At 45.1% G+C, this 12,054-nt stretch carries 9 protein-coding genes; 5 read left to right on the plus strand and 4 right to left on the minus strand.

Annotated elements, in window-relative coordinates; all coding sequences use genetic code 11:
* The first annotated feature begins 11 nt into the window (after positions 1-11).
* The 5 genes from AK825_RS13550 to AK825_RS13570 all read left to right on the plus strand — a co-directional run bounded on the left by AK825_RS13550 (position 12) and on the right by AK825_RS13570 (position 7,530).
* Entirely contained in the window at positions 12-1,178 is a 1,167-nt protein-coding gene (locus AK825_RS13550) for an acyl-CoA dehydrogenase family protein (protein WP_068038555.1), read from the plus strand.
* A 62-nt stretch (positions 1,179-1,240) separates the two neighbouring features.
* Entirely contained in the window at positions 1,241-3,334 is a 2,094-nt protein-coding gene (locus AK825_RS13555) for an acetate--CoA ligase family protein (protein ID WP_068038559.1), read from the plus strand.
* A 163-nt stretch (positions 3,335-3,497) separates the two neighbouring features.
* Positions 3,498-5,126 carry a BCCT family transporter gene (locus AK825_RS13560; protein WP_068038561.1) on the plus strand — a complete coding sequence of 543 codons (1,629 nt, stop codon included), beginning with the start codon at positions 3,498-3,500 and terminating at the stop codon, positions 5,124-5,126.
* Positions 5,127-5,946: 820 nt separating this feature from the next.
* Positions 5,947-6,705 (plus strand): tRNA pseudouridine(65) synthase TruC, encoded by a 759-nt coding sequence (gene truC, locus AK825_RS13565; RefSeq protein ID WP_082787297.1) that lies wholly within the window; start codon positions 5,947-5,949, stop codon positions 6,703-6,705.
* A 477-nt stretch (positions 6,706-7,182) separates the two neighbouring features.
* Positions 7,183-7,530 carry a hypothetical protein gene (locus tag AK825_RS13570; RefSeq protein ID WP_068038567.1) on the plus strand — a complete coding sequence of 116 codons (348 nt, stop codon included), beginning with the start codon at positions 7,183-7,185 and terminating at the stop codon, positions 7,528-7,530.
* A gap of 168 nt (positions 7,531-7,698) precedes the next feature.
* Here the strand turns inward: AK825_RS13570 and AK825_RS13575 are convergent, their stop codons facing one another.
* The 4 genes from AK825_RS13575 to AK825_RS13590 all read right to left on the minus strand — a co-directional run bounded on the left by AK825_RS13575 (position 7,699) and on the right by AK825_RS13590 (position 11,561).
* Positions 7,699-8,532 carry a sulfite exporter TauE/SafE family protein gene (locus AK825_RS13575; protein ID WP_068038570.1) on the minus strand — a complete coding sequence of 278 codons (834 nt, stop codon included), beginning with the start codon at positions 8,530-8,532 and terminating at the stop codon, positions 7,699-7,701.
* Between the two features lie 217 nt (positions 8,533-8,749).
* Positions 8,750-9,265 (minus strand): flavin reductase, encoded by a 516-nt coding sequence (locus AK825_RS13580; RefSeq protein WP_203226547.1) that lies wholly within the window; start codon positions 9,263-9,265, stop codon positions 8,750-8,752.
* A 176-nt stretch (positions 9,266-9,441) separates the two neighbouring features.
* Positions 9,442-10,470 carry a methionine synthase gene (locus AK825_RS13585; RefSeq protein ID WP_068038577.1) on the minus strand — a complete coding sequence of 343 codons (1,029 nt, stop codon included), beginning with the start codon at positions 10,468-10,470 and terminating at the stop codon, positions 9,442-9,444.
* A gap of 53 nt (positions 10,471-10,523) precedes the next feature.
* Positions 10,524-11,561: a DUF1852 domain-containing protein gene (locus AK825_RS13590; protein ID WP_068038580.1), complete on the minus strand. Its 1,038-nt coding sequence runs from the start codon at positions 11,559-11,561 to the stop codon at positions 10,524-10,526.
* Positions 11,562-12,054 lie beyond the last annotated feature (493 nt).

Consider the following 12,054-nt stretch of genomic DNA (forward strand, 5'->3'; position numbering starts at 1 on the left):
GAGACTTTACAATGGATTTTAATCTTTCCAAAGAGCATCTTGAACTGCAGGCAAAAGCCAAAGAATTTACCGAAACCGTTCTCTTCCCCCATGAAATGGAGTGTGAAGAAAATGACGGCATCAGCCGTGAAACTCACCAAAAGATTATCGATGCCACATTGGCGTGGGGCTTTAACGCACCAAACCATAGCAAGGAAGATGGCGGCCAAGGCTTTAGTATCTTTGAACAGACCATTCTCAACGAGCAACTAGGCAAAGCCACTGGCGCCATCTGGGACGCGCTTTGGTATCCCTCTTATCCCATGCGCTTCGCTACTCAGGCGCAAAAAGAAGAATATTTAATCCCGACTTGTCAGGGCAAACGTCGCGACGCCTATGCCATTACTGAAGCCGATGCAGGCTCTGACCCGACTCAGTGCATGACACGTGCAGACAAGGTCGAGGGTGGCTGGAAAATCAACGGTGAGAAGTGGTTCGTAACCATCGGAGACATTGCCGATTATATTCTGGTACACGCTCACGTAGATGGTGATTCAACCAAACCCACCGTATTTTTTGTTGAAAAGAACTTGCCTGGTGTAGAGCTCAAACGTACACCGCTTTATACCCACCATTTTGCGTTCAAGCACCCTGAGTACATCTTCAACGACGTGATTGTTGGAGAAGACAAAATTCTGGGCGAAATCGGCCAAGGCTACGATATGACCAAGGATTGGTTTGTTGAAGCGCGCCTAGGAATAGCAGCCCGTTGCGTTGGTGGCGCCATTCGAGCCGCTGAAGAAGCAAACAAGTTTGCCGCCGAACGCATCCAATTCGGCCAGCCAATTAATAACTTTCAAGCGATCGAATTCATGCTGGCTGATATGGGCGTCGAAATCATGGCCGCCAAGTCTATGCTCTACCGACTGAGCTGGGAAATCGACCAGACCAGCGACCGCAAGCTTAATCACGCCAGAGCGGCAGCATTGAAGCTGTATTGTTCCGAAATGGTGGGCCGAGTTTGCGACAAGGCTGTACAAATTCTGGGTGGTCGCGGTTATATGCGTGAACAAGCAGTTGAGCGTTTGTGGCGTGACACCCGAGTCGACCGAATCTGGGAAGGCACTTCAGAAATCCAACGTGTCATTATCAGCGGCCAAATTAAGAAGCGTGGCCTCGATATTTACACTGGTTGGTAAGTCCCCTAGGGCTCGCACGAGCGCGCCCTAACTCTTTTTTTGGGCTTATAAGGTTTCTAATCATGACAAAACAAGAAAATCTTCAACGACTGCTTTCACCGCGCAGTATTGTATTTATTGGCGGTTCCAACCTGGCACTTCCTATCCAAAACACTCGAGACATCGGCTTTGATGGCGAAATATGGGTGGTTAATCCCAAGTACGATGAAATCGCTGATATACCCTGTTTCGCCAGCATTGATGATTTACCTGGCACTCCTGACGCGGCGTTCGTATCCATCAATGCTAAGCTGACGGTTCAAGCCGTCGCCGACCTGAATAAAAGTGGGTGCGGCGGCGTGGTTTGTTACGCCGCTGGCTTTGCTGAGGTAGGCAACAATGGCGATGAACTGCAAGACTCACTGATAGAAGCGGCCGGAGATATGGCATTAGTAGGCCCCAATTGCTATGGCTTGCTAAATTTTACCAACGGCGTCGCGTTATGGCCGGACCGCCTTTGTGGTGAGCGTACCGATAAAGGCGTCGCTATTATCAGCCAAAGTGGTAACGTAGCGCTGAATCTGACCATGCACGGCCGCTCACTTTCAATCACCCATGTAATCAGCGTTGGCAATCAGGCAGTATTAGGCGCAGGCGACTATATCGAGCCACTGCTCGAAGACGATCGTGTAACCGCCATCGGTTTTTATATCGAGGGGTTAAAAGATATTGAAACGTTCAGCCGTGCGGCCTTGAAGGCTTTAGAGAAAGGCGTTCCTCTGGTAGTGCTCAAGGCAGGCACTTCGGAGATCGGCACCCAGCTGACCATGAGTCATACCAGCTCCTTAGCGGGCTCTGATGATATGTATCAGGCAATGTTTGATAGGCTGGGCATCCTTCGTGTGCATTCTTTGTCTGAGCTGCTTGAAACCCTGAAGATTGCCTCTCTGTGCGAACTTCCCAAAGGGGATCGTATCGGCGTGCTGACCTGCTCCGGCGGTGATAGCGCCATGCTAGCCGATAGTCTGGATCACTATAAGCTTCAGCTACCAAGCTTATCCAAGGTACAGGAACAAAAACTAGGTGAATGGTTGCCCGATTTTGCCAGTCTTTCCAACCCCTTAGACTACAACACCTCGATTTGGGGCAACCTTGAAGCCTGTACCGAGGTATTTGGCATTATGATGGAGGGCGACTGTGACGCTACCGTATTAGCGTTAGACTTCCCCAAACAGGGCATTGGTGACGATCACGAATGGCAAGTGGCGGTTGATTCTTTAATTGCCGCTCACGCCAACCACCCCAAGACCTGCGCCGTGATCTCTAACCTCAGCGAACTAATGCCGGAGAACGCCCGCCAGCGGTTAGCGAAAGCTGGTATTGCACCATTGCAAAGCCTGAAAGACGGTGTTGCAGCGTTGGCACGGCTTGTGCGTTATGGCGAGCGCCGCCGTCAAGTGGCCGCAATGGATGACCCTGAGCAATTACTTCTGCGCGGGCCTTTATTGGTGGAAGGCGAGAGCAAGATGCTAGATGAGTGGGCCTCTAAGCAACTGGTTGGCCGCTATGGCCTGCAACTACCCGGCGGTCGCTGTGTAAACAAAGCAGATGTGGTAGAAGCAGCGGACGAAGTTGGCTACCCGGTGGTGATGAAAGGGGTCAGCGACAGGCTGGCTCACAAGACCGAGGCTGGGGCCGTCATGCTCAATCTTAAAGATGGCAGCGCCGTGGCCAGCGCTGTTGAGGTAATGGCGGGCCGCCTAGCCGAACAGGGGCTCGCCGATGCCCGCTTTCTGATCGAACCTATGATTTCAGACTTTGTTGGCGAGCTGATCATTGGCCTCAAACGAGATGAACAGTTCGGACTGGCACTGATTGTTGGTACGGGCGGCATTCTGGTCAACCTGCTCAACGACAGTGCAATTATGCTGCTGCCAATTACCCGCGAAGCCGCTAGTACGGCTGTTCTATCACTCAAAAGCAGCGCGTTGCTGCGGGGTTTTCGAGGCCACCCGGAAGGCGACTTGGAAGCCGTAGTAGATGCCATTATGGCCGTAGCTGATTTTGCTATGGATCACTGGGACAGTGTTACCGAACTGGATATCAACCCCTTGATGGTCAGGCCTAAAGGTAAAGGTGCAGTCGCTGCCGATGCCTTGGTTCGATTACAACAGTAGCTTCTTTCTACCGGTTCACACACACTTTTATTGAAACGATTTTTTAAATATTAGAAAAATATAAGGCACCAATAATTGACAGTGCTAGTAATAATTACCTCAAGCAATAACAAATAAAACTTGAGGTACCCCTCCCTAAAGGACTACGTGCGAGGTAAAGGTAATGAATACCGTTCAAAAAAACAATAAATTAACGATCGACCCGGGAATTTTCTGGTCTTCGATAATTGCTATTTTAGCTGCAAGCATTCCTCTTGCTTTATATCCGGAGGCGGGAAAAGCCGCTGTTGATGGACTTTTAAGTTCGTTCACCGGCACCTTCGGTTGGCTCTACTTGCTAACCGGAATCGGCAGTTTCTTTTTTATGGTCTGGCTTGCATACGGCCCTCTGGGGCGGATCAAAATGGGCGCACCCGACGAGCAGCCGGAGTTCAGGACCGTTCCTTGGATTGCCATGCTGTTCTGTGCAGGAATCGGCATCTCAATCTGTAACTGGGCCTTTGTAGAACCGCTCTACCTCTTCTCAGGCCCGCCTTTGGGTATCGAAGGCGGCACCACTGAGGCAGCCGAATGGGCAGCCATGTATCCGATGTTCCATTGGGGCGTAGTGCCTTGGGCGCTGTATCTGATGCCTGCCCTGCCTATGGCGTATGTTCTGTACGTACGTAAGGTCAATGTATTGCGCCTCAGCGAAGCCTGCCGCGGTATACTCGGAAAAGCGGTGGACGGCCCTATCGGTAAGCTGATCGACGTCATTGTGATCTTTTCGATAGTCGGTGGTGTGGGAACCTCTCTGGGACTTTCCGTGCCTTTGGTGTCCGCCCTCTTTCAGGAGATGTTCGGACTGGCAGATTCGTTTGGATTGCAGATGGGGATCCTGACCGCCTGGACCGCGATGATAGCCTGGAGTGTTTATAACGGTCTGAACAAGGGAATTCAGACGCTATCAAATATCAATGCGGCGCTAGGTTTTCTGCTGCTGTTTTTTGTCTTGATTGTGGGGCCAACGATCTTTCTGTTGAACCTTTGGACTAACAGTGTAGGATTGTTCTTAGATAATTTTTTCCGCATTAACTTCTGGACTGATCCAGTGGCAAAGGGTGGCTTCCCCGAGAGCTGGACCATCTTCTACTGGGCTTGGTGGATCGCTTACGCGCCTATGATGGGGTTGTTTGTAGCACGTATCTCGCGCGGTCGTACCATTAAGAACATAATCGTTAATGGCGTAGTCTGGGGTACCCTCGGCTGCTGGGCCTTCTTTGCAATCTGGGGCGGTTATGCTATTGACCTGCAGCTTAGTGGAGCAGTCGATCTGCAGACGATTCTGAGCAGCGATGGCATACCGGCAACAGTCGTAGCGATCTTGAAAACCTTGCCAGTAGCATGGTTGGTAATCCCGTTATTCACACTGCTATGCTTTGTATTTCTGGCCACAACTGTAGATTCTTCCGCCTACATGCTGGCATCGATCTGCACCAAGGAACTCACCGGTTATGAAGAGCCCGCCAGATGGAATCGTATCTTGTGGACCCTTATGCTTGCCTTGGTTGGTGTAGGGCTCCTATCCGTTGGCGGCCTCAAAGCGGTTCAGACCTCCACTATCCTGGTAGCGCTACCGATGATACCAGTACTCATTATCATGTCTGCATCCTTGGTTCGCTGGGCCTACCGTGACTTTGGGGCCGAACTCTCTCCATACGCCATCGCCCGCTGCCAGGTTCAGGGAAAGACTGTAGTAGTACAACAGTACGACGATGGCAAGAAAGTGACGCTCGACGACGGCAAAGAATAGGTGTTCAATTCTAATCCGGATTACTTCGCCAACACCGAGCTAGAACTGAAGCCTTAAACTCAATGCAACAAGACTGACAGTTCAGCCGGCCTTTTAAATCCTTCCCGAGTTCAGAGGCCCCCAAGCGGATCATTCTTCACAAGTACGCTCTCGGTAATATTGGAGTTGGAGATAGCTCGATTAATCTAAAAAATAGATCCTGCATCTTGATACCCAACGTATCAAATATAGCGCCGCATTTAAAATAGAAGCCGTCAATAATATTGGAACATCAGTATGATAGCTAATTACTAAATATTAAGCTCAATAAGTAAGATTAACTAAACTAGTATGATAGGTAATTATTATTAGCCATTTACAGCTTCTATATTTATCAAGGATTTAGAACATTTCTAGTATGATAGATAATTACTCATCATACTGAATCCTCCGCCACCTTACATAAACTAGATGGCGGAGGATTTTTTTTGAATAAAAAAAATGGAAAACCTCAATAATTTGAGGATACTCCAATATAACCGTTATATTAAGGTGGCAAGCACATTGAAAAAGATTAAAATACTAATTTCTAAATCCATTTACCATAACGTCTTTTATGGAAATAAGAGGCAGTCTTTGAGAGTGTATTTGCGATCGTCAAACTTGCTTACATATGGTTGATTCTAATCACTACTCATTGGTATACCGCGTATTTTCTCTGAATCGCAGTCCAAATTTATTATGGCACTACAGATGCGATAAAAAGGATATGTATAAAAGATAGTAGATATATAATGATAGTATTTAAAGTAATAGTATCTAAAGTATGGGCACTGAAAACATGGATATCGAAAGCGGCACTGCTAACCAAATAGAAATTATCTATGAAGATGAGTTTCTGGTGGCGATTAATAAAGAAGCTGGTCTATTAGTGCATCGTAGTTGGCTGGATAAAGGCGAGACGCGCTTTGCCTTGCAACTCACCCGTGATGCGGTAGGTTGCCATGTATTTCCGGTGCATAGATTAGACAAGCCTACCTCAGGCGTGTTGTTGTTTGCCAAGAGCTCAGCTGTGGCGCGCAGTCTTACCGAGGCTTTTACTGAACACAAAGTTACCAAGCAATATCTAGCCGTGGTGCGCGGCTTTATGCCAGAGCAGGGCACCGTTGATTATGAGTTGAGCTTTAAGCCCGATGCCATCGCTGATAAGTTTGCCAACTTGGACAAACCCGCTCAAGAGGCGGTGACCCATTGGCGACGTTTGGCACAAGTTGAGCTGCCATTTGCGGTGTCAAAAAAGCATGACACTAGCCGCTATAGTCTAATGCGCTTAACACCCGAGACCGGGCGCAAGCATCAGCTGCGTCGGCACATGAGACATTTATTCCATCACATAGTGGGTGATACCAGCCACGGCGACGGACGGCACAATCGATTTTTTCGTAGTCAATATGGTTGCACGCGCATGCTACTGCATGCCCAGAGTTTAGCGCTTAGTCATCCTGTTACTGGTGAGCCCTTGTTGCTAAAAGCAGAATTGGATGAGCAATGGATGAACATTTTAAAAGAATTTTCTTGGGTAGAGAGTGCTGAGGTTTAAGCAGTGTTAGGTTTAGGGTTGATCTTGGAGAGTTATATCAAAGCAGTCGAAATACTGGATTTACAGTGGTTAGCAAGTTTTAAAATAAGAAAGACTGCAAATACTGGCGCTATTGTTGAGGGTTTGAGTCCCTAGTGAGGACTTGAAAGCTTGGTTGTACGCTACGTAATTCAATGCATTGACCTACTGAAATAGCGATAGTGTACTTTGTGGTGTACATGCATCGAGATTTTTAAATATCAATTGAGAAGTTTGCGTGCCTTTGATAATAGTTATTTGGTCGCGCCGACATTTGCACTAAAGAATTAATATGTCGCTTTCAATGTATGGCGCTTCTGTCATAGAATGCATGAAATACAGCCAGCTTTTAGCTTGCTACAAACATTGTCCAATAGGTAAATTGATTACTCACTCAAAGAGTTAGCTAAGAAACATCATAGCTGTCTCTTTGAGTTTATTTTAAACAAGGAAATTAAGATGCAAGTAAAAATAGGTTTGTTATTAGCTGCTGTGTTGGCGTCAGGGTCAAGCTTTGCTGCTGATTCCTATAAGGTTTCTACTTCTGTATTTAAAGATGGTGAGTTAATTGCTTCACCTGTGATGCTTGTAAATGCTGAGGAGATGGCATCAATCGCTGTTGACACTGAGTTTCAGTATAACCTGATAGTAAAGCCATATAATGAGCATACTGCTAAAGTCATTACGGCTCTTAAAGTTGGTGACGAGCTTACTGAACAAGAAACGACCGTCGCTTATGATAAGGAAGCTACAGTTGATAATGGTAAAGACAAACTTACTCTACTAGTTCGTAAGATTGCTAGTTAAGGTATACCCCAAGGGAACCAGTCTGATATGCCTGTAGGTACATTTATAGACTACTCAAAGTAGACCGTTGTCATGGAACTACTTATATTAGACTAGGCACGATTTTCGGTACTAAGCAATACAATTCCGTTCGTGAACTTTGCATCTTGAATACATCGATATAAATGCTCAAACCAGCCCCTTGTAAAGGAAGTAAAATCCCACGACGGTTAACAATACCGAAAAGCATTTCTTCAAAATTTCTGGCGATAGTATATGAGCAACTTTTGCACCTAGCTTAGCGGTGAAAAAACTCATAATGCTAATACCTAAAAAAGCATAAATATGGACAAAGCCAATAGTATTAGGGACATCGACTTGCTGTTGCATTCCAAAGAACATAAACCCTAACGCACCCGCAATGGCAATCGGCAGTCCACACGCAGCTGATGTACCGACTGCTTTTTGCATGACCACACCGTAGCGCGTGAGATAAGGCACCGTTAAGCTGCCGCCGCCGATACCGAAAATGGCCGAAGCAACGCCAATAACTCCGCCTGCCGCTAATTGCTTGGGTTTTGAAGGCAGTTCTATATTAGTATGGTTGGCATTATTGACATCATTAGCCTGACTATCGACCTGTTTTTTGCCCCCAAAAAACATCTTATAAGCGACCCACAGCAAAAACACCCCAACGATGAGCTGAAGATATAGCCCTGATATCTGTCCGGCAATCCCTGCCCCAAAAAAGCAGCCAATCGCTAAGCCTGGTGCCAGATTTTTAAAGACAGGCCACATGACTGCGCCCTTTTTATTGTGTGCCATTAACGAGCTGATAGAAGTGACAATGATGGTCGCCAGTGACGTACCTAAGGCCAAATGCATAATGTTGTCAGGACTGTAGCCCATTTGCGTAAAGACAATAAATAATAACGGTACGATGATCGTGCCACCGCCCACGCCAAACAGCCCCGCAGCAAATCCTGCTAGAGCACCTATTATTAAGAAAATGATTAATTCCACAGGATAGTTACTTCTCGGTTAAATGATAGTTTTATAGTCGATGCTAAATAACATGGATACGTTATCTTACAACGTGAAACTAGAATGAATTTTTTGTAGCCTCTGTCGGCGTAGGCACAGCAAGCTAGAAAAATTTGTACCAGTTTCACTGTATCTTTTTTAGATTAAGCTGACTATAGTTAGATGACAATTAAATAATCAATGTCAGAAAGTCAGCTTAAACAATTTCTACTTGACCTACTTGATGGTAAGCGCGGTTGAAATACACTAAGCTTTCACCAGCTCCGCTCTGTTGATCGCTGTATTGATAGCCATGTTTGATGGCGACAACTCGGCACATAAAGATACTATGCGTACCAACTTCTTGAACGTCCTCAATCTCACAATCAAAACTAACCAATGCATCCTCTAAAACAGGGGCACCTGTTGCTAACTGCGTCCAAGAACCATATTCAAATCGCTCTTCTGAGCATAATTTAGAAGCGAAGGCATTGGATATGGATTCATGCTGGGCGCCTAACACATTGACACTTAATGTTTTGTTTTCCAGAAAATGTGCATGTGACCGAGCTGCCTGATTCATACAAACTAGCAATGTTGGCGGGCTATCTGTGACACTACATACCGCAGAGGCGGTAAACCCATGCAGACCAGATTGGCCTTTTGTAGTGACAACATTGACCGCAGTTGTTAATAGAGACATGGCATCTCTAAAATCGTTGGCTTCAATCATATCTTTAATCATTGCTGTAATCCTGAGAAACGTTAAAAAATTGTGCTTCAATTTTAGTTTCGCAAGGGAAATTCTTTAAATATAATTTCCTCAACGACTGAACTTCAATAAGCATCATTCAAGTTAAAAACTCAGCCTAGAAGAATTCAATTTTGCATAAGCTGAGTTAATAAAACCTAAGCCGTCAGTTCTTGACGCACGATTGCAGCGCCTGCACTTAACGCCTTTAGTTTGCCTTGTGCCACTTGGCGCGACAAAGGTGCCATGCCGCAGTTGGTCGAAGGATAAAGCTTATCCGCATCGACAAATTGCAAGGCTTTGCGTAGTGTATCGGCTACCTGCTCAGGCGTCTCAATGTCATTGGTTGCCACATCAATAGCACCAATCATCACTTTTTTACCGCGAATCAATTCAATCAAATCCATCGGTACATGTGAATTTTGACACTCTAAAGAAACAATATCGATATTAGATTGTTGCAGTTTAGGAAAGGCTTGCTCATATTGACGCCATTCTGAACCCAGTGTCTTTTTCCAATCATTATTAGCTTTGATGCCGTAGCCATAGCAAATATGTACTGCCGTTTCACACTTTAGACCTTCTATTGCACGCTCTAACGTGGCAATACCCCAGTCATTGACGTCATCGAAGAACACGTTAAAGGCAGGTTCATCAAATTGGATAATATCTACACCAGCTGCCTCTAACTCTCTCGCTTCTTGATTGAGGATTTTAGCAAATTCCCAAGCCAGTTTTTCACGGCTCTTATAATGACCGTCATATAACGTATCAATCATCGTCATCGGGCCTGGCAGCGCCCATTTGATTGGCTGATCGGTTTGCTGACGTAAAAATTTAGCATCGTCCACAAATACTGGCTTTTGACGGCTCACCGCACCAACGACTGACGGCACACTCGCCTCATAGCGATCACGGATTTTAACGGTTTTACGATTCTCAAAATCTACGCCATCTAAATGTTCAATAAAGGTGGTCACAAAATGCTGACGAGTCTGCTCACCATCACTAACAATATCAATGCCTGCATGCTTTTGTTCTTGCAATGTCAAACGTAGCGCATCTTGTTTGGCTTCAAGCAGTTGCTCCCCTTCTAATGCCCAAGGTGACCAGATTTTCTCAGGTTCTGCTAACCAAGAAGGTTTCGGTAAGCTGCCCGCTGTTGACGTCGGTAATAATAGTTCCATGGTGATTACTCTTTTATATTTTAGTCTTTTATATTTCGGTTGATAAGGGTCTATTAAGCCGCGTGTTTTTTTACCGCTTCTTTTTGCACAGTTTCACTTGTCACAACATAGTTTGCCGCCCACTCATCAAGAATAGCTTTGTATGGCTTAATGAACTCATCTTCCGTAAATTTGCCTTGCGTCACCGCCATTTGGCTGCGCTCTTCGCGGTCATAGACAATTTGAGTCAGCGAATAATCTTGGTACTTCAAACTAGGTTGATACATGTGACCCGCGGTAGAGTTGGCATTATAAATTTCAGGGCGGTAAATCTTTTGGAAGGTCTCCATGGTACTGATAGCACTGATCAACTCAAGATCGGTGTAATCACTTAGCAAGTCACCAGCAAAATAAAACGCTAAAGGTGCAACGCTACCGGAAGGCATGAAGTAGCGAACGGTCAAGCCCATTTTATGGAAGTAAGCATCGGTTAACGACCTATTGTTTAAAGAATAATCATCTTGTTTGTATTCAACCCCTAATACAGGATGCTGATTGCCATTACGCTGATAGACTTTACTGCTTGACACACTGAGGCAAATCACAGGTTGTTTATTAAAGTTGGCTTTGTAGGCCTCTGAGTTCAATAAGTGTTGAAACAGTTTGCCGTGCAAATCGCCAAAATCGGCTGCTGGTGGCGATTTTGGGTTTTTCTCAAAATGTTCTGGCAATAGGATGCTAAAGTCATAATCGCGCACATAAGATGAGAAGCTGTTGCCAATCATACCGTCAATACGCTTGTTTTCTTTATGATCGATAATCGTTGTTTTCAGCGTCTCAATGACTGGAAATGTATGGCCATTGCCTTCGATATCTAAGTCTGCAGAGATAATATCAACTTCAACGGAATAACGGTCAGCGGTTGGGTTATCCCAATGTGCGAGATCATTAAAACGGTTATTTATCATAGTCAGCGTTTTGCGTAAGTTCTCTTGACGACTCTCGCCACGTGCCAAATTGGCAAAGTTAGTCGTCAGACGTGTGCTGTCTGCAGGCTGATAGTTTTCATCAAAACGAATGCTTGAGATGGAATATGTAAACTGTTTACTCATGATAATCCGCTACCCTAATCTACTCTCATTATTTGAGATAAAGCCAAATTTCTGTATGAGATGAATCATACCTAAACCATTACATGAATAAAAACGATACTATTTAAACATAGGATGAATAAAATTCATGTTAATAGGATTATAGTATGAGATGAGATTGGATAACAGAGATTTTGACAACTTACTTGATGGAAAATCAGACCTGTAAAAGCATGAGCGATGCTAACGAAAGCCTAGAGAAAAACTTGGTAGATACTTTTGCCTTTACTAATTTGAAATAGGTCAGTGCTAACAAAGTATACGCCTCTACACTAAGCTCGTTTGAACGCTCTGATCTAGTACAAAACCACATCTTGTTACTACCTAAAAAATTAACTCTCCTCCAAGAAAATATGACTTTTTTGGGTATTTCTTATTATATAAAAACGTATATATTCTAATATCCGAATATATATTGCGGTATATTATACTTTATGTTATATCTATAATAACC

Origin of the sequence: Psychrobacter sp. P11G5 (genome assembly GCF_001593305.1) — a bacterium.
Classification (GTDB): domain Bacteria; phylum Pseudomonadota; class Gammaproteobacteria; order Pseudomonadales; family Moraxellaceae; genus Psychrobacter.

Coding starts and splice junctions, on each gene's coding strand:
- AK825_RS13550 (WP_068038555.1), top strand. CDS start 12: ATGGATTTTAATCTTTCCAAAGAGCATCTTGAACTGCAGGCAAAAGCC.
- AK825_RS13555 (WP_068038559.1), top strand. CDS start 1,241: ATGACAAAACAAGAAAATCTTCAACGACTGCTTTCACCGCGCAGTATT.
- AK825_RS13560 (WP_068038561.1), top strand. CDS start 3,498: ATGAATACCGTTCAAAAAAACAATAAATTAACGATCGACCCGGGAATT.
- truC (WP_082787297.1), top strand. CDS start 5,947: ATGGATATCGAAAGCGGCACTGCTAACCAAATAGAAATTATCTATGAA.
- AK825_RS13570 (WP_068038567.1), top strand. CDS start 7,183: ATGCAAGTAAAAATAGGTTTGTTATTAGCTGCTGTGTTGGCGTCAGGG.
- AK825_RS13580 (WP_203226547.1), bottom strand. CDS start 9,265: ATGATTGAAGCCAACGATTTTAGAGATGCCATGTCTCTATTAACAACT.
- AK825_RS13585 (WP_068038577.1), bottom strand. CDS start 10,470: ATGGAACTATTATTACCGACGTCAACAGCGGGCAGCTTACCGAAACCT.
- AK825_RS13590 (WP_068038580.1), bottom strand. CDS start 11,561: ATGAGTAAACAGTTTACATATTCCATCTCAAGCATTCGTTTTGATGAA.